The sequence below is a fragment of the Dokdonella sp. genome, from assembly GCF_035703485.1.
GTDB lineage: Bacteria > Pseudomonadota > Gammaproteobacteria > Xanthomonadales > Rhodanobacteraceae > Dokdonella.
Map to the genome: position 1 here is coordinate 1 of NZ_DASSYD010000156.1, position 18,301 is coordinate 18,301.

16 protein-coding genes and 1 pseudogene are annotated in these 18,301 nt (G+C 60.0%); 7 read left to right on the top strand and 10 right to left on the bottom strand.

The features are described 5' to 3' along the window. The coding region (locus VFN25_RS12140) for a 4Fe-4S dicluster domain-containing protein (protein WP_325142249.1) at positions 1 to 620 on the top strand (620 nt) is incomplete at its 5' end. A 20-nt stretch (positions 621 to 640) separates the two neighbouring features. Here VFN25_RS12140 and VFN25_RS12145 read toward each other — a convergent pair. The 4 genes and pseudogenes from VFN25_RS12145 to VFN25_RS12160 form a co-directional block, all read right to left on the bottom strand. Then, positions 641 to 1,558: pseudogene (locus VFN25_RS12145) on the bottom strand (sulfatase-like hydrolase/transferase); the annotation flags it as partial. 25 nt (positions 1,559 to 1,583) lie between these two features. Continuing rightward, on the bottom strand, positions 1,584 to 2,348 hold the full coding sequence (locus VFN25_RS12150) for a hypothetical protein (protein WP_325142251.1): 765 nt from the start codon (positions 2,346 to 2,348) through the stop codon (positions 1,584 to 1,586). Positions 2,349 to 2,642: 294 nt separating this feature from the next. Continuing rightward, complete coding sequence (locus VFN25_RS12155) at positions 2,643 to 3,302, bottom strand: thiopurine S-methyltransferase (RefSeq protein ID WP_325142253.1); 660 nt, start codon at positions 3,300 to 3,302, stop codon at positions 2,643 to 2,645. Continuing rightward, entirely contained in the window at positions 3,302 to 3,775 is a 474-nt protein-coding gene (locus VFN25_RS12160; RefSeq protein ID WP_325142255.1) for a group III truncated hemoglobin, read from the bottom strand. Before VFN25_RS12160 ends, VFN25_RS12155 begins: the two co-directional genes overlap by 1 nt. Positions 3,776 to 4,120: 345 nt before the next feature. Here VFN25_RS12160 and VFN25_RS12165 point away from each other — a divergent pair, with 345 nt between their 5' ends. Further along, positions 4,121 to 5,302 carry a GGDEF domain-containing protein gene (locus VFN25_RS12165; protein ID WP_325142256.1) on the top strand — a complete coding sequence of 394 codons (1,182 nt, stop codon included), beginning with the start codon at positions 4,121 to 4,123 and terminating at the stop codon, positions 5,300 to 5,302. 217 nt (positions 5,303 to 5,519) lie between these two features. On the opposite strand, the gene VFN25_RS12170 is transcribed toward VFN25_RS12165, so the two are convergent. Together VFN25_RS12170 and VFN25_RS12175 are read right to left on the bottom strand one after the other, a co-directional pair. Beyond that, a complete protein-coding gene (locus VFN25_RS12170) occupies positions 5,520 to 6,263 on the bottom strand; it encodes a hypothetical protein (RefSeq protein ID WP_325142258.1) in 744 nt (247 codons plus the stop codon). Then, a complete protein-coding gene (locus tag VFN25_RS12175; RefSeq protein ID WP_325142260.1) occupies positions 6,260 to 7,198 on the bottom strand; it encodes an aminotransferase class IV in 939 nt (312 codons plus the stop codon). Before VFN25_RS12175 ends, VFN25_RS12170 begins: the two co-directional genes overlap by 4 nt. 137 nt (positions 7,199 to 7,335) lie before the next feature. On the opposite strand from VFN25_RS12175, the gene VFN25_RS12180 reads away from it, so the two are divergent. From VFN25_RS12180 to VFN25_RS12195, 4 genes are all read left to right on the top strand, one after another. After that, positions 7,336 to 8,241, top strand: coding sequence for a hypothetical protein (locus VFN25_RS12180; protein ID WP_325142262.1), 906 nt, complete (start codon positions 7,336 to 7,338; stop codon positions 8,239 to 8,241). A 269-nt stretch (positions 8,242 to 8,510) separates the two neighbouring features. Then, the gene (locus tag VFN25_RS12185; protein ID WP_325142263.1) at positions 8,511 to 9,257 is read left to right on the top strand and encodes an electron transfer flavoprotein subunit beta/FixA family protein; all 747 of its coding nucleotides are present in this window, start codon (positions 8,511 to 8,513) and stop codon (positions 9,255 to 9,257) included. Further along, positions 9,254 to 9,658, top strand: coding sequence for a hypothetical protein (locus tag VFN25_RS12190; protein ID WP_325142265.1), 405 nt, complete (start codon positions 9,254 to 9,256; stop codon positions 9,656 to 9,658). Before VFN25_RS12185 ends, VFN25_RS12190 begins: the two co-directional genes overlap by 4 nt. After that, positions 9,658 to 10,602, top strand: a complete 945-nt coding sequence (locus VFN25_RS12195; protein ID WP_325142267.1) for an electron transfer flavoprotein subunit alpha/FixB family protein — start codon at positions 9,658 to 9,660, stop codon at positions 10,600 to 10,602. Before VFN25_RS12190 ends, VFN25_RS12195 begins: the two co-directional genes overlap by 1 nt. Before the next feature lie 82 nt (positions 10,603 to 10,684). Here VFN25_RS12195 and gspE read toward each other — a convergent pair whose 3' ends face one another. From gspE to VFN25_RS12215, 4 genes are all read right to left on the bottom strand, one after another. Beyond that, positions 10,685 to 12,178: a type II secretion system ATPase GspE gene (gene gspE / locus VFN25_RS12200; RefSeq protein WP_325142269.1), complete on the bottom strand. Its 1,494-nt coding sequence runs from the start codon at positions 12,176 to 12,178 to the stop codon at positions 10,685 to 10,687. Further along, positions 12,175 to 14,232, bottom strand: a complete 2,058-nt coding sequence (gene gspD / locus VFN25_RS12205; protein WP_325142271.1) for a type II secretion system secretin GspD — start codon at positions 14,230 to 14,232, stop codon at positions 12,175 to 12,177. Before gspD ends, gspE begins: the two co-directional genes overlap by 4 nt. Positions 14,233 to 14,481: 249 nt before the next feature. Further along, positions 14,482 to 15,399 carry a type II secretion system protein N gene (locus VFN25_RS12210; protein ID WP_325142274.1) on the bottom strand — a complete coding sequence of 306 codons (918 nt, stop codon included), beginning with the start codon at positions 15,397 to 15,399 and terminating at the stop codon, positions 14,482 to 14,484. 204 nt (positions 15,400 to 15,603) lie between these two features. Beyond that, the gene (locus VFN25_RS12215; protein ID WP_325142276.1) at positions 15,604 to 17,325 is read right to left on the bottom strand and encodes a DEAD/DEAH box helicase; all 1,722 of its coding nucleotides are present in this window, start codon (positions 17,323 to 17,325) and stop codon (positions 15,604 to 15,606) included. A gap of 421 nt (positions 17,326 to 17,746) precedes the next feature. Between VFN25_RS12215 and trxA the strand changes: the two genes are divergently transcribed. Then, complete coding sequence (trxA, locus tag VFN25_RS12220; protein ID WP_325142278.1) at positions 17,747 to 18,076, top strand: thioredoxin TrxA; 330 nt, start codon at positions 17,747 to 17,749, stop codon at positions 18,074 to 18,076. Positions 18,077 to 18,301 lie beyond the last annotated feature (225 nt).

The window sequence follows — 18,301 nt, forward strand, 5'->3', positions numbered from 1 at the left end:
CGAAGATCAAGGGCACCCATCAGGCCATGCGCTCGGGCATGCTCGCCGCCGAACACATTGCCGAATCCGGCAAGGCCGAAGGCTGGGATGCGAAACTGCGCGGATCCGTGGTCATGAAGGAGTTGCGCAAGGTGCGCAATATCCGCCCGGGCTTCAACAAGGGCATGTGGTTCGGCCTGGCCAATGCGGGCTGGGAAACGGCCACCGCCGGACTGTCTCCGTGGACGCTGAAAAATCACGCCGATCATTCGGCGCTGAAGAAGATCAGCGAATACGAATCACCGGACCGCGACTGGACTGCACGTACCTTGCCGCCGCGCGATCGTCTGGCCAGCGTCTATTTCGCCGCGACTGAACATGACGAGGACCAACCCATCCATCTGCATGTCGCCGACCCCGATATCTGCGTGACCCGCTGCACTGTTGAATACAACAACCCGTGCACGCGCTTTTGCCCGGCCAATGTCTACGAAATGGTCGACGATGCCGCCGGCAAGCGTCTGCAGATCAATGCCGCCAACTGCGTCCACTGCAAAACCTGCGACATCAAGGATCCCTACCAGATCATCAACTGGGTCACCCCGGAAGGCGGCAGCGGACCGAATTACCAGAATCTCTGAAAGATCCCACCCATCCACAATCAATGCAATCGCACGACACTCAAATGATTGAAGACGTGATCGTAGTAGTGACTGAGCAAGGTCTGATCGGGACAGTCGGTGAATAGACCATTGCAGGATTTTCGCAACGCGATTTGGGCATCGAAGTAAGAGCCGGGCGGCAGACCCGAGGCTTGCAGCAGCAGCCCCGGGAGATAGGCGATATCGAGCACCGGAACATCGACAATCGGTGTCGCCATTGAGTCTTCATTTCCGAGGTTCGATTTGAGCATGTAATAGGTGCGCGACCATTGCGGCGGCCCGTTGTCGACATGGGTGCGCGGCAGAGGCATCAGCAAGCCATCAAACGACGGCTGATGATCGCCGAAATGGAGCAGCACAGTGGGCTCGGGGCGATCCAGCAATTGCTTTTCGAGCGTGCGCATGGCGGTCGCACTGTCGTGCAGACGATACAAGTAATTCGTCATCGCCGTATTCAATCCGGCCGGCTGTTGCGGAAACAAACCCGTACTCCATGGCGCCGGCAAGTTCGACAATGGCTGGCCATGCGGACCATGCTGGTAGAGCGTCAGCACCGAAACCAGCAAGGGTTTGCCGTACTTGCGTTCCTGCTCCAGGACCCGATGCATCGCCGCGAATACATCCGAATCGTGACTGCTCCAATCCAGACCGAGTTCGATGGCATCGTGAAAGGCATCGAATCCATAACTGGTGTAGGCATTGCGCGCATTCAGGAAGTCGCCGTAGATCGGATAGATCGCAACGGTTCGATAGCCCAGTTCGCGCAGACGATCAGGCAAGGTGTGCTGCATCAGTGGAGCCAGCTTGTAGGGCGCATACCGTCCTGCCGCTCCAAACAACGTGTGCGGCAAACCGGTCAGCGAGGCGAACTCGCTGGTGTAGGTGGCTCCGCCAAAGGTATGCACGAGCAGCGGGCCCGAGGCGACCGTACGTGAGTCAGCATCAAAAAAAACCCGGTAGCCTGCACTCGTCGATGGCGCACATGGTCAACGTTCGTGGATCGAACGTGCTTTCCTCAAGCACCATGAAGATATCGGGTTTACGTTCCGGCATCCTTGAATCGGCGGCTGCCATCGGCCAGGAATCGGCGGCACCAGGCGCACCCGGAAACGTCGGCAGCTCAATTCCGGAGTTCGGTATCGAAACAAAGAAATTGGCCAGATGGCTGGCGTCGCTGAGCGAACTCCAGAGACTCTTGTCGACCACACTCGCAAACGGGCCGCGGGCCGAGTCAATGGTGACGACAAGAATCGAAGCGAGGACAAACCCGGACAATTGCAAAACCCGGCGAACCGGCTTGCGGCGACTTTTCCAAAGTCGAATATCGGCGTACAGCAGCAGCCCGAAGACAACCAACAAGGCGGGTACCACGTACTTCACAATCAGGACGATATCGGGGTAATGGCTCAAGGTATCGAAGATTCCGAAGCTTGAGAAATAAAGCAGATCGGTAATCAGCAAGGGATCGTGAAGTTGCTCGAACTTGGCCACCGCCGCGTATTGCAAGGCCATGACCAGCGCGGAGACGAGCGCGATCGAAGTTGCCGGCCTGAGTGTGAGCAGACTCAAGGCCAGCGCACTCGAGGCCATCAAGCTGAATACGAACCAGCATTCCATGCTGCTCTCTTGCAATGCCGCTGCATTGATCGAGGCATAAACAAACATCAACAAGGCAAGCACAAGCGCCAATCCATTGCGCATCGACATGTCGAGCCACCACGGCAATCAAACGGCTATTCTATTCGAATGCACAATACAAGTCATGTATTCCGCCGCCTGTCGACAGCGTCGAAGTGGCCCGGGACGGCGTCGAAATGCGCTCTGCTTCGCATCCATCCAGGGAGTGAAGGGATGCGCCGGGTGATCGATCCCGAATGCTTGGCCGGGGCGCCACAGACGCTGTTGATCGCCGTGCCGGGTCTGCTCAAGGTCGTTGACGATGTGGACGACGATACCGCGATGACATGGATTGGCGCGCCCGCTTGGCGCGCCCGCTGCGATTTACCCAAGGCGCCGAAGCTGAAAGACCGAGGTATGCAACGCGGTCAGGCCGCGCTCAATGAATCGGGGCTCGTCGGAAAGAATATCGCGCCGCTCGAGCATCGAGATCTGCCAGTGATTGGCGTACAAGGCCTGCACTTCTTCCGCGGACACCGAGAACGGCGGGCCGTCCATCTGGCTTTGCGCATAATCGAGGGCGATCAGCAGCATCCGGCAGTGCGCTGGCAACGTGCGTGAGAGATGGCTTGCATAGCGTTTGCGCAGATCGAGCGGAAGTGCGATCAGCGCGGCACGGTCATAGATCGCGACGCAATCGGACAGATCCTTCACTCCGAGATCAAACATGTCACCGCAGATCAGCTCAATATCACCGGCGATGAAATGTTTACCCTGAGCCGAATCGTGGATCGCGGGCTCAAGCTTGTTCTCATCGAAGAACTGCTCGACGGCGAGAGGCGACAATTCAACGCCCAATACGCGATATCCCTGACTGACCAGCCAGAGCATGTCCTTCGACTTGCCGGCCAGCGGCACAAACACGCGACTCCCGGCTGGCACCGACAATGCCGGCCAGTGCTTTTCCAGCAAGGGCATGACCTCGTCGCGATGGAATCCGGTCTGGCCTTGCTGCCAGCGCTGCAGCCAGAACTGCGCCTGCATCAGGCTTGCCCTTCCGTATCGGCACGCTTCGACTCCGGTATCCACCCGCTCGACGAGGTGCTTGGCGCTGCGACCAGCGGAATGCCGAGTGAGCGCGTTCCCTTCGGCTGCGCAAGCAGTCCCAGACCCAGTTGCAAACCCTGACCAATGCGCCCGGCGTACTCGATCATCACGGCAGCGGCTTCGGCATCCAGCACTTCCCGTGTGGTTTCGTCCCACAGTGCCAGCCAGCGTTCAAAGTGCTCACGCCGAATCGGATGCGGACGGTGCATTGCCATCGGGTTGCCGCGGTAGGTGCCCGCGCGTAATGCCACCGAACACCAGAATGTGGTCAGCAAGCGCTTGTGCTCATCCCAATCCTCGACAACCGGATTGAAAACCGCACCGAGCAGCGGGTCGGCGCTGACCTTGTCGTAAAAGCAATCAACCAGATGCGCGATCCGGGTTTCGTCGAGCTGGGAGGACTGGATCATGGGAATTTCAGGACTGAAAAGGCGTGACTCACCTTGTCGAGTATGCCGCAAGCATTCTTTTCCCGCCTTGATCCAGGTCAGTTTTCCGAAAAAGAGCTCACGACGCTGGCTCAATACCTTTCCACCGCAACGACGCACAAAGTAGCGAGCAGTTTCCATGGATCACCCTCATGCACAGGCATGACTTTTTCACAGAGCTTCCGCGTACTGAAATCCTGGTGAGCCCTCACCTTGAAAGCCTCTGAACAAGTGGCGCGGCAAACACTACGGCTGCGAAGATGGCATAGTTCCCGTGTACGTAAACTGCCTGAACGCTCACAGCACGGACGCCAGTCAGAAGAGACCGTGAATTTCCTGAATCTGTCACTCGATATCCCGACCATCACGATCAGCCGCGCGCTGATCCAGGCCATGCTGGCCGGGTTGCTGATCCATGTTGGAAGCCAGCAGGAACGTGGTGATGCCCCTCGATTCTGGGCTCTCGGGCTTCTCCTCAACGGCGTCGCACTTTTTCTTTTCGTTGTTGATGTTCCAGCCGACTGGGAGCGTGTGGTCACCACGGGCAACCATCTGGCCATGGGTGCCTCCAGCGCGTGTTTTCTGCTCGGCTTCTGGCGGTTTGCAGGACAACCGGCAAACCCTGCGCTGGTGACATTGATGATCGTTATCCCGCTGATCGCCCTGCTGGCGTGGGAACTGCTTTGGCCGAACGCGCGGCTGCGCATTCTCTTCACCGCATTTGGTCAAGCTCTGTTCCTGCTTGCTCTGCAGCACATCCTGACGCGGCCTCCGCGCAGCGAAGTGGCAATGATATGCCGACGGCTGCGAGTCATCGTCATTGTTTATCTGCTCATTTTCGTCTGGTCTTACGCTAGCATCGCCGGGATTCTGCCGACATCGGCCCGCCTCGAAGCGACCTACCACCGCGCACTTTTCAGCATGGCCTCGCTGCTGTTCATGCTGTCGCTGGCGGTTGCATGTCTCGCATTGCAATTTGCTCTGCTCGCGGCTCGGGCGTCGGATCTGGCGATGATTGACTGGCACACCGGCCTGCTCAATCGACGCGGTTTCTTTCGCGCAATCGGAAATTCGGAACAGCAGCGAAGCGAATCCGGAGGCACGTCCAGCATTATTCTCATCGACATCGACCAGTTCAAGAGCATCAATGATCGTTTCGGCCATGCCAGTGGCGACAGTGTGCTGAAAGTATTGGCCGACCTGCTGCTCGAGCAATCCGACGACAAGCATCTCGTGGCCCGTACCGGCGGCGAAGAGTTCTGCATCGTGCTTCCCGAGGGTGATCAGCAGGACGCTTTGGCACTGGCAGAAACGATCCGCGAGAGCAGCTCGCGTGCAAACATCGCAGCGGTGGATGGTCGACGAATTCGCTTCACGATCAGCGCCGGAACCTGTGAGATATTGCCCGGGCAATCGTTTGACGAGGCCTTGATCCGCGCTGACAACGCACTTTATGTGGCCAAGCGCGAGGGCCGAAATCGAGTCCGGCAATGCGCGGAAGCCGCATAGCCGGCATGCCGTGAAACAGCAAATCAGCTTGCACTGAACGATCCAGCATCGCGATCGGAGCTACGTGGAGCATCTGCAACTGCCGTTGTCGCTTTGATGCCCGCTTCACCGCGTCATTCCGAGGATTCAAATTCTTGCGAGTGCTCAATTGAACAGCGTGCATGACTTCGTTCGGTCTGATTTCGCCTTTGCACTCGCATGTCGGCAGTACTTCGGATCAAACCTGCAGTCGATGCCGGTAGAGCTTTTCGTAAAGCGGCCGACACTCTTCCGCCACGCGTGCGCCTTCACCATTGAGCTTGATATCACGAGGACGCGGCGACTCGAAGCCGGTTGAGTTCCAGACCGCGGCATACCAGTGCGGAGCCCAGATACCGTCGCTGTCGCGCGGACCGGCCGGCCAATGCAGCATGCTTTCGCGAAATGGAATGTCGAAATGCGCACACAGCGCTCGAAGATGAGCCTCAGGGTCGACCAGGAAATCATCGGCGTCGATCACCGGTGGCACCGAGCCCAGGCGATCGCAGACCTCGTCGAACAATCGCACTTCCTGCGGCAGGCCGATTTCCTCGGCACTGACGGTATCGCGCGAACGCAGGTAGGAGGCGACTACCTGGGCCGGATCACGGATCAGAAAGGCATGCGCAAGTCCGCTCATCCAGTCGTGGTCGATATGCGCCAGCATGTGCTGGCACATGTGCTTCTGGTACCAGATCGGCTGACCATCGGGAATCTCGCCGACCATCGTCGCCGCGACGTTTTTCCAATCAGTCTCGCCATCGGCGATCACTTCATCACGGACTGGATGCACGAATCCGGTTTCAGCGAGGTAGTGCGCATAGAAAGGCTCGTCGCTGACGAAACAGTCGCCGCGGTTTTCCCACGAACGCATCATTGCCGTGGAGAGATTGCGCGGCCCCGACCACATGGCGATACGCAGCGGTCCGTACTCCCCACTCATGCCGACAGCGTCCGCGTCTTGCGTGCGGCGACATCGCGAGCGACGTGCTCCTTGTACAGCGACTGGATGCGCTCAACCATTGGCCCACGCTTGCCATCACCAATAACGCGACCGTCGATTTCGCGCACCGGCACGACGCCGGCAAAGGTGCCGGTGACGAAGGCTTCGTCAGCGCCATAGACATCGGTCAGGCTGAAGGATTTCTCGATCGCCGCAATGCCGGCATCGCGGCACACAGCCAACACGTTCGAGCGGGTGATGCCGCCGAGGCAATATTGTCCGGTCGAAGTCCACACTTCACCCTTGCGCGCGATGAAGAAGTGGGTCGAATTGCAGGTCGCGACAAAACCATGCGGATCAAGCATGAGGCCTTCGTCTGCACCGGCCGTGTAGGCCTGGATACAGGCGGTCACGCAATTGAGCTTGCTGTGGCTGTTGAGTTTCTGATCCTGCACATCGGGGTAGCCACGGCGCACATGCACGGTGAACAACTTGAGGCCGTGCGACAGGGTTTCCGGCAGCGGATTCTTGTATTCGGGAATAATCACGATGGTCGCCGGGCCAATGACCACGCGCGGATCCTGATATGGCGTGCGTTTGAGTCCGCGCGTGACCATCAGGCGCACATGCACGCCGTGGTGCATGTCGTTGGCGTGAAGCGTGGCGTAGATCGCGGCGGTCAGCGCCTCGCGATCGAGACCGATATCCATGGCAATTGCCTTGGCCCCCTCATAGAGCCGATCCAGATGCGCATCGAGAAAAGCCGGCTGACCGTCGACGATGCGCAAGCCCTCCCAGACGCCATCACCGAGGATGAACCCCGAGTCGAATACGGATACGGTTGCCTCCTCGCGCCGCTTCATCGCACCGTTGACGTAGATCAGGATGTCCTGATTGCGTGGATCGTCAACGTAGTCATGGCTACCGTGGGTCATGTCGGATTACCTCTGCGAAGTCTGCTGAAGAGCATACGCAAGAATCGACACTCGGCGCACACCCGGCCGGGGATTCCATGACTTGAGCAACGCCGGCGGCACGGGCACGATGGTGAACCGTTTCCGGAGCCATCACCATGCCCCATGTTGCCCTCGTCACCGCTCAGGCCGCACGTGCAACCGATGAGGACCTCGCCCCGCTCGAATCCGCATTGCGCGATAGCGGCGCGCAGGTTTCGATCGTCGATTGGGACGATGCGAAAATCGACTGGTCGCAATTCGATCTGACCGTGTTGCGCTCGTGCTGGGACTACACCGCGCGCTACGTCGAATTTCTCATCTGGGCCGAGCGCATCAGCCAGCAGACCCGGCTCGTGAATCGCTTCGAGATCGTGCGCTGGAATACCGACAAGCATTACCTGGCCGAACTTCAGCGTGCCGGTATCGCCATCGTGCCGAGTCAGTTCGTCGAACCGGGATCGGATGTTCCCGCCGAGTTGCGGTTGTTTCTGGACAAGCATGGCGACTGTGCCGAGCTGGTCGTCAAGCCGGTCATCGGCGCGGGTTCAATGGATACGCAGCGCTACACGCGCGAGGACTCTGATTCAGCCATTGCGCACATCGAGCGCCTGCTCAAGGCCGGTCGCAGCGTTTTGCTGCAGCCGTATCTGGATCGCGTTGACGAAGCCGGCGAGACTGCCTTGATCCATTTCGATGGCGAATACAGCCACTCGATCCGCAAAGGACCCATGTTGCGGCACCGCGAAGACGCAACCAACGGCCTCTACCACGCCGAACAGATCGACCCCCGTGAAGCCGATGTCAGCGAGCGCGCATTGGCTATAAGAGTGCTTGCCGCACTGCCGTTTGATGACGCACTCGCCTACGCCCGTGTCGATCTGATCCGCGCCACCGATGGCACTCCGGCCCTGCTCGAACTCGAGCTGGCCGAACCTTCGCTGTTCTTCCGCCATGCACCGGGCTCGGCCAAGCGCTTCGCCGCTACCCTGCTCAAACGTATTGACAAGGATGCGCTCATCTGAGTTTGGCGCGCGCCGCCCTGGCTTGAGCAGGAAGTGATCAATCCGACGTTTGCGCCTGCAACCATGCGGGCCAGCGAAGCTTCATACATATCTTGTCCACAGGCCTGTCCACGCCCGCTGTGGATAAGCTATCTACGCGTAGCCGTTTCGCTTCGATACTTTCCGTTGAAACCAGCAGCGGGGGCGTTATGCCGCACCGTTTGATTGGAAATCGGCGCCCTACGTTACAATGCGGAAGTTCTGTTTCCCTGTTCAGGAATTTGGCAACGATGAAAATCCTCGTCGGTTACAAGCGTGTCGTCGACTACAACGTGCGCATCCAGGTCAAGCCGGATGGCACCGGTGTGGTCACTGATGGCGTCAAGCTGTCCGCCAACCCGTTTGATGACATCGCCCTCGAAGAAGCCTTGCGCCTGCGCGAGAAGGGCGTCGCCAGCGAAGTCGTGGTGGTCACGATTGGCCCGGCCAATGCCCAGCCGCATATTCGCAATGGTCTGGCCATGGGCGCGAACCGCGCCATCCACGTCGTCACCGACGAGGCGATCCAGCCGCTGACCGCTGCACGCGCGATGCTCAAGCTGATCGAGAAGGAAGATCCCGGCATGGTCATCCTCGGCAAGCAAGCCATCGATGACGACTGCAATCAGACCGGACAGATGCTGGCCGCGCTGTGGGATCGTCCACAGGCGACCTTCGCCTCGAAAATCGAGATCAATGACAAGGTGGCCAAGGTCACCCGCGAAGTCGATGCCGGTCTTGAAACGATCGAAGTCGATCTGCCGGCCGTGCTGACCACCGACCTGCGCCTCAACGAGCCGCGCTTCATCAAGCTGCCCGACATCATGAAGGCCAAGTCCAAGCCACTGGAGACGATGGCATTCGCCGATCTCGGCGTCGATTCGGGCGACCATTTGAAAACCACGAAGTACGAACCGCCGGCCAAGCGCAGCAAGGGCGTCATGGTCAAGGATGTCGCCGAACTCGTTGCGGCCCTCAAGAGCAAGGGACTCGTATGAATTTGCGTCCGCTATTCCATGCGGGTCTGATCATCGTTTTGCTAACCTGCGCGGCCTGCGAAAGCGCACTCGACAAGCAACAACGCAAGGAAGAGGCGATCAATCGCGGCGAAGTGCCCGCCGCCGAGGCAAACGCCGACGCGACGCGCGCCTTCAAGTCCGGTTGCGAACGTGCCGGTGGTGATTGGCTGGCATTGTCGTCGGAGTGTGCGATGACCCCCGCCATGTGTCCCTCGCCAGGCGAGTGGAAAGACGAGATCGGCTGCGTGTTCGATTCGATCCCGGCGGACGAATGCGAAAGCATGGGGTCGCAAGGCATGCGCTGGGTCAGCGACGTCTGCGCGATAACCGATATTTCCAGTGAACAATTTGAACAACTCGGCCTGGGTGGAGAACACTAATGTCCAAGATTCTGATCATCGCCGAACATCTGGACGGCAAACTCAATTCCAGCACCGCGCGTTGCGTCAGTGCAGCCAGCGCGATCAAGCCCGAAGCGATTGATATTCTCGTGCTCGCCGCCGATGCCGCAGGCGTTGCAGCAGAAGCCGCAAAAATCGACGGAGTCAGCAAGGTGCTGACACTGGATCGCGCGGAAAATGCACACGCACTGGCCGCGGTTTTCGCGCCGCAGATTGTCGCCGTCGCCGGCTCTGGTTACAGCCATGTATTTGCACCATCGACCACGTTTGGCAAGGATCTGATGCCGCGCGTCGCCGCCCTGCTTGGCGTCGCCCAGGTATCCGACATCATGACCGTCGAGTCCGCGCACACGTTCCAGCGCCCGATCTATGCCGGCAACGCGATCATCACCGTGGAAGCCCCCGCTGACAGTACCGTCATCGCGACGATTCGCACCGCATCCTGGCCCGCAGCCGCCAATGGTTTGGCAACAGCTCCGATCGAAGCCGCAAGCGCCGATGTCAGCCTGCCCTCGCACACGCGCTTCATCGATCTCGCCCAGGGCAAGAGTGACCGCCCGGACCTGCAAGGAGCCTCCAAGGTCGTCTCTGGCGGCCGCGCACTCGGCTCATCGGAGAACTTCGAGATCATCTACAAACTCGCCGACAAACTCGGTGCGGCTGTTGGTGCATCGCGCGCCGCGGTCGATGCCGGCTATGTGCCCAGCGATCTGCAAGTCGGCCAGACCGGCAAGATCATTTCTCCCGAGTTGTATTTCGCAATCGGCATCTCCGGCGCGATCCAGCACCTGACCGGCATCAAGGACGCCGGCACCATTGTCGCCATCAACAAGGACGCCGAAGCCCCAATCTTCGAAGTCGCCGACTTCGGCCTCGTCGGCGACCTGTTCAAGATCGTCCCGGAGCTTGAAGCGGCACTTTGATTTCGAAACCAGTTTCGCCCGGCCAGCCAGTGGCCGGGCACACCGCAATCGCACCTGGACGAGCCGAAGCCAACATCGGCCCTTAGTCTTCGCGCGTCACCCGCAATACTTCTTCTGTCGTGGTCTGTCCGCTCAGACACTTTTGCCAGCCGTCTTCGAGGATGCTTGGGGCGCGGCTGCGGGCATGGCGTTCGAGTTCGGCTTCGGAGGCGCCTTCGTGTATCAGGCGGCGCATGGCGTCGTCGACCGGGACCAGTTCGTAGACGCCGGTGCGGCCCTTGTAGCCGGCGTGGCGATTGCCGAGTTCGGCACGTGGCCGATACAGGGTAACCACGCTGTCAACGGGCTGGCCGAAGGCGGCGAGTTCGGCGGGGGTGGCCTGATAGCTTTCGCGGGTGGCCGGATCGAGTGCGCGCACGAGGCGCTGGGCGAGTACACCGACCAGGCTCGATGAGAGCAGGAATGGCTCGACACCCATGTCACGCAAGCGCGCGACCGCACCAACGGCGGAGTTGGTGTGCAGGGTCGACAGGACCAGATGGCCGGTCAGCGATGCCTGCACCGCGATTTCGGCGGTATCCAGATCACGAATCTCGCCGACCATGACAACATCGGGATCCTGGCGCAGGATCGCGCGCAAGCCGCGGGCAAAGGTCATGTCGACGCGCGTGTTGACCTGAGTCTGGCCGATGCCGTCGATGTAATACTCGATCGGATCCTCGACGGTCATGATGTTGCGTGAGGAATCGTTGAGCTTGAGCAGCGCACCGTAAAGCGTGGTGGTCTTGCCCGAGCCGGTCGGACCGGTGACCAGCAGGATACCGTGCGGGCGCGAGATCATGGTTTCGAGTCGTGTGCGGGTCGCCGTGTCCATACCAAGCTGGACCAGATCGAGGCGACCGGCCTGCTTGTCGAGCAGACGCAGTACGACGCGCTCACCGTGGCCGGCCGGAATGGTCGACACGCGCACGTCGACCGGACGCCCGGCAATGCGCAATCCGATGCGACCATCCTGGGGCAGACGCTTTTCAGCAATATCAAGCTTGGCCATGACCTTGATGCGGCTGACCACGGCGTTGGCGATGCCTTTCTGTGGCGCCAGCACTTCGCGCAGTACGCCATCGATACGGAAACGCACGACAAGACGACTCTCGAACGGCTCGATATGGATATCCGAAGCGCCTTCCTTGACCGCTTCAGTCAGCAGCGCATTGATCAGGCGGATGATTGGCGCATCGTCCTCGCTTTCGAGCAGATCCTCGGGCTCGGGCAATTCGTCGGCGAGGGTTTTCAGATCGAGACGTTCGTCAAGATCGGAAACCATTGCGCGCGCATCATCACCCTGCTCGTAGAGATCGCGCAGCAGACGTTCAAACGCGGGTGGCTCGTAGGCGGTGAGCTTGAGATCAACGCCGAGATGACGACGCAATTCAGCCAGCACTTCGGGGCGCACGCCGTGGCGACAGGCAATGTCGGCAAAGCCTTCATGCCAGGCGGTCAGGGTCGCACCGTGGCGACGCGCGAATCCGAAACCGGGTCGCGCCGGCCGGCTCTCTGCGCGCGCGGCTTCCGTCATTGCGGGTTCCGGGGCGCCGGTGTCTGCGTGCCGTTCGCATCCATGCCGGGATCGCTCAGGAAATCGCGAACTTCGGGAAGCAGCGGCCGCTCGTTGCGCGGAGTCAGCGGATCGCTGTCGCCACGCATGCGCAACTGCTCGGTGCGCATGTAGTTGTATTTTTCACTCGATACCGCCGCTTCGGTTGCCGCGTCGCGAAGAATTTTCGGGCGCAGGAAGATCATCAGGTCGCGCTTCTCGTTCTTGTTCGAGCGGTAGCGGAACAAATTGCCGATGACTGGAATGCTGCCAAGGCCGGGCACCTTGCTGTTGCTGTCGCTGACGTTGGTATCGATGAGACCGCCGAGCACGAGCAGCGAATTGTCGGCAACGAGCACGCTGGTGGTCAGTTCGCGCTTGTTGGTGACCAGATCAACAGCGCCGGTCACCGGCGGAGCCAGCGACGAGACTTCCTGATGGATCTCCATGCGCACGGCATCGCCTTCGTTGACGTGCGGAGTAACCTTGAGAACCAGACCAACATCCTTGCGCTCGATGGTCTGGAACGGGTTGGTCACCTGGCCGTTCTGACCGCTGCTTGCGGTGTTGGTGTACGAACCGGTCAGGAACGGGACTTCCTGGGCAACCTTGATCTCGGCTTCCTCGTTGTCGAGGGTCAGGATCGATGGTGTCGACAGGATATTGGTCTTGCCGTCGCCACGCATGGCGCGGACGAGAGCGCCGAGGTTGAGAATTGGCGTATCGCTGCCGGGAAGCTTGATCGTGCCATCGATGTAACCGAGCGAGAGGCCGCCGAGCCCGGACAGGCCCAGCGGATTTGTCGCCAGGCCGGTCAGACTGGAGTTGCCGCCTGGGCCCGGAAAATTGGTGCCGCCGATGACCCCCTGGCCCAGCGTGCCGTCACTGCGCTGCGGCGCGGTAAACCATTGCACGCCGATCTCGCTGGCGGTCGAATCGGCGACTTCGGCGATGATCGCCTCGATCAATACCTGGGCGCGACGGACATCAAGCTGACGTACGACGGATGCCAATGAACGGAACACCGCTGGCGGCGCACTGATGATGAGCGAATTGGTCTGCTCATGGGCCTGGATGGTTGCGGTCGATGCTCCGCCCGAACCGCTTGCTTCGCCTGCCGCCACTGCGGTCGGTGGCGCAATGCCGGTCAGGGTTGCGGCGACCCCTTGCAGAATCGGCACCAGATCCTTGGCATTGGCATTGCGCAAGTAGATCACCTGCGTGTCTCCACCATTCTCAAGCGGCGTATCGAGATGCGCGATCAACGCGCGCAACTTCAATCGTGAATTCTTTGCGCCGGCCAACAGGATGGAATTTGTTCGCGTATCGGCGAAAACACGCGGCGAATCCGCACTCACCTGGGTGGCCTTGTCTTCGGCCAACGAGGTCAGCGTGCGCGCCATTTCGGCAGCGTTTGCGTGCGTCAGCGGAATCACTTCAACCTCGGCGTCGGAGACCGTGTCGATACGATGGATGATATTGACCAGGCGCGCGACATTGCCGGCGCGGTCGGAGATCACCAGCGAGTTGGATGGGGCATGCGCAATCAATTGCCCGCCTTGCGGCATCAACGGACGCAGGATCTGGATCAACTCATTCGCCGAGACATGCTTGACCGGCACAATCTGGGTGATCAGTTCATCAGCTGAGTGCACGCGGTCGCCATTCAATGCGGACGAGCCATCTTGCTGGGCCATCGCCTCGGGGACGATCTTGATCATGCTGCCCTGGGCGATCGCCGCGTAGCCGTGAACACGCAGCACCGACAGGAACACATCGTAGATTTCGTCGGGCTTCATCGGCTTGGCCGAAATCACCGTGACCTTGCCTTGCACATTCGGGCCGAGAATGAAGTTCTTGCCCGTGATCTCGGAAACCGTCGCGATCAAGGCCTGGATATCGGCATCCTTGAGATTCAGCGTATGCCGCCCATCGGCGCTGGCTGCGACCGTCGATGGCGGAGTCTGCGCATAGGCGCTGGCCGCAAGCAGGCAAGCCGCCATGAAGAACATTCTAGACAGAAAAGCAGACTTCATCAGATCAGATTCTCACTCAAGGATTGCGGGCGAATGAGAGATCCCCTGTGATCCCATCAACCGCACAACGGCAGAACGTGCAAGCGTAGCAAAGCCCGACGGGCAACGTGAATTTTTCGCAACTCGGCGGGCACATCGGCATTCCGCGTTCTCGAATACCGTTGCATGTTTCAGGATTCCCTCCAGGTTCGTGGCGAACCCTCGTTTCGCTTTGTCCCGCTCACCGCTTTCCGCTAACCGCTCGCCGCTTCACTCCAACTTCACCGTGATATCAGTCGGTACGCCACCCCGATTGACGGTCACGCGAACGCTGCTGGCACTGCCGAGGCTTTCAATGATCTGTTGACCACGCGCTACGGAATCGACCGGCACGCCATTGACCGCCGTAACGATATCGCTAGGCCGCAGCCCGAACTTCGCCATCAAGGCCGAATCTCCATTGGCGGCCGAGACCCGAACGCCGGCAATCTGACCGTTGCTGATGACCGGATCGATGCGCATGTTCCTGGCCAGATCGGCCGAACTGCCGCCGATCTTGTTCATCGTCTTCTGCCAGTCCACTGCGCCATGCGCAATCTGCGGGGGAACAAATACCGGCATCGGACCAGGGCTGGTCGCCGGGCCGGATGAAGTATTGCGGGCTTGTCTGCCGCCGCGCTGGCTGGAGGGAATCGGTGCAACACGTTCGCTTGCCTCATCGCGTGCCAGTGCCAGCACTTCCTCGACACCATCGTGGATCAACACGACGCGATCGGCATGAACCTCATCAAGGGTCACGCCGGGAGCGATCTCCTCACCAACACGCCAGGCACGCTCCAGACCTTGAGCGTCGGCTATCACCGCGAGTCCGCTTTTCGGATCGGCGTCGGCAAGCGTGCCGCGCAAGTTCAGGCTCAGGGTCGTTGCCGGGGCATTGCGCATCCGCGCCGCTTGCTGCGGCGCGTTGCCAAACAAGTGCCACTTGGAAACCGAGACGCCGGGTGTGGCACTAGCCAGGTTCGCGGTTCGCAAAGGCCCTGAATTCAAACCCTCGCTGCCCGGAACCAGCAACCAGAACGTGCGCGCCAGCATCCACAGCAACAGCAGGACGCAAATCGCAAAAGCGAGGATCGCCAAGCGTGCCGACAAGCGATCGCGATCGGCCCCGCTCCATCCGATTTTGCTCAATCGGCTCAACATCGAATCGAACCCGGTTCAGGGAAGCGTGAAGTTTACCCGCCAACGCAGCCTGGCAGGCTGTTGAAATTCGCTCAGGCAAGTGAAAGACAAGGCGAAGCGCGCCGGGATTGTGCAGCTTCCATGCAGCAAATGAGCGCTTTGGGGCACATTTGCCGCCGTATCGTGACGCCTGGCTGGACCTTGAACTACCAATCAGTGGCGCCCGAAGAAGCTCGCGACACGATTGAAGAAACCCTGCTTCTTGTGTGTCGGTGCGGCTGCCGCTGGCTCTGACGCAGGTCCGGTCATTGGCTTTTCGTGACGTGGAGCGCGCTCACGACGAGGCTTGCGTTCACTCCTGCCACCTTCGGTCTGGACGTTTCCGACGCTGGTGTCCGTCGTTGTCGTCTTCTGCTCAACCGCATCACCGCGCTTGCGACCACGCCCGCCACGACGACGGCGTTTCTTGGCGGGATCCGCAGACGTCGTGGACGCTGCGGAATCCGCAGCAGGCACCACATTGGCGACCGTTTCGGCTTGCGCGCGCCTGGGCCCGGGACGGGCACTTGAATTGGCACCGTACTCCTTTCGCGGACCACGGCTTCGTTTGCCATCGCGCGAAGCGGAAGCGCGCTCACCGGAACGACGGGGCTTCTCCTCTTTCGGCGGCGCGCCAGCGGTATTGCGCAAATCGTCGGCCGCGTTCGCTTCCGCATCTTCCTTCGATATTTCACGCTTCGCGCGAACGCGCGGCGGCGGCACCACGAGCAACTCCGGCTCGACGCGTGCGGTCGGAATCTTCTGCTCGATATAGGCCTCGATATCCGGAAGCGCCATCGCGTAGCGATCGCAAGCGAAACTGATCGCGTCACCTTCGGCACCGAGACGCGCGGTGCGGCCAATGCGGTGCACGTAATCTTCTGCATCCTGTGGCAGGTCGAAATTGAACACATGCGACACGGCCGGGATATGCAGGCCGCGTGCGGCCACATCGGTGGCAACGAGCAGTTCGATGTCGCCCTTCTGGAAGCGTGCAAGCAGGCGTTCGCGCTTGGCCTGCGGCACGTCACCCGATAGCGTAGCGACGCGATGGCCGTTGCGCTCGAGCGCTCGCGTGAGTCGTTCAGCCATCGCCTTGGTGTTGATGAAGATGATGCTGCGATTTTCATCAAGCTTGCCGAGCAAATTCAGCAGCAATGGAATTTTTTCTTCGGTCGCCGGGAAATAGACCACCTGGCGCACACGATCGGCGGTCACGGTCTCGGTTTCGGCGGTGACTTTCTCCGGACTGTTCATGTGATCGTAAGCGAGCTCGAGCACACGATGGCTCAGCGTGGCCGAAAACAGCATGCCCTGGCGCTGTGCGGGTGGCGGCATGCGCCGCATGAGAAAGCGTATGTCCTTGATGAAGCCGAGATCGAACATGCGATCGGCTTCATCGAGCACGCAGACATCGACCGCACGAAACGAAACCACGTTCTGCTTGAGGTAATCGATGATTCGGCCCGGCGTGGCAATGACGATATCAACACCGTTCTTGAGCATCTCACGCTGCTTGTCGTAGTCGACACCGCCATAGACGAGGGCCGAGGTCAGACCGGTATGTCGGCCGATGCTGCGGAAATCCTTCTCGATCTGAATCGCCAACTCGCGGGTCGGGGCGAGGATCACGGCACGTGGGTCGCCGCTCTTGCGCTCGTTCAAGGCAGGTTTGGTCAGCAGTCGATTGAGCACCGCGACGAGAAACGCAGCGGTCTTGCCGGTGCCGGTCTGCGCCTGACCGGCGATGTCGCTGCCGTTGAGGGCGATTGGCAGGGTCAGCGCCTGGATCGGTGTGCAGCGGATGAAGCCGGTGTCGTTGAGACCGGCGAGCAGGCTGGGATGCAGGTCAAAACTTTCAAAAACGGTATCGGTCAGCGGTTGCGAATGTGACATTCAGTAGGGATCTCTTGATGTCGGCGTCCGTGGGTTGCGGTGGAGGAGCCCTGGCGGCAGAAATTTTCTGCGGGAAAGCGGATTGGTTTCAGCGAAGAGCGTCGGGACTCGGGCACACGAAAACAGCGTGCGCACTAACCGCGGATGCCTGCCCGATGAAATACCCGATCCCGCAAATCAAAATCTCTGCCGCCAAGGCTCCTTGTGCGGAAAAATTCCGCCCCCAACTTGCGCAGGACAGCCGATTGGGCTGAAATGGACTTCAATGGTGAGCGCAGGCTCATTGCAAAGTCCACGCCGTTAAGCCGGGCAAGTGTAGCCGAAGCGGCTGCCAATCGCTCGTATTGCGGCACAATCCTTGACCTTGGCAGCCTGTCAGGCTTTACTCGACATGGCTGCACCCCCCCATTGGAGATACCACGTGAGCCAGCAAATCGCCCATGTCAGCGACGACCAGTTCGACGCCGAAGTCCTGCAATCGTCCGAACCCGTGCTGGTCGACTTCTGGGCCGAATGGTGTGGCCCGTGCAAGATGATCGCGCCGATTCTCGATGAGCTCGCCGAAACCTACGGCGGTCGCCTCAAGGTGGCCAAGATCAATATCGACCACAATCAGCAGACCCCGCGCAACTACAACGTCCGTGGCATCCCGACCCTGATGATCTTCAAGAACGGCAAGGTCGAAGCCACCCAGATTGGCGCAGTCAGCAAAACCCAGCTCAGCCAGATGATTGATAGCGCGATAGCTTGAAGGCCGGAAGCAGGGAATGGGGAGTGGGAAATGGGAAGAGCAGCAGCGCGGTTGATCTGCCGTTCTTCGCAACCGGGTCTTGCTGGCGCTGTCGCATCGGTCGATCCGGATAAATGCCCGCTTCAAAGCCATTCCCGATTCCTTATTCTCCATTGCCGGCTTTAACCCATTCCCTACTCCCCGCTCCAAAGCTAGACGCCCGCACAACGTGGTGCTAAGTTAGGG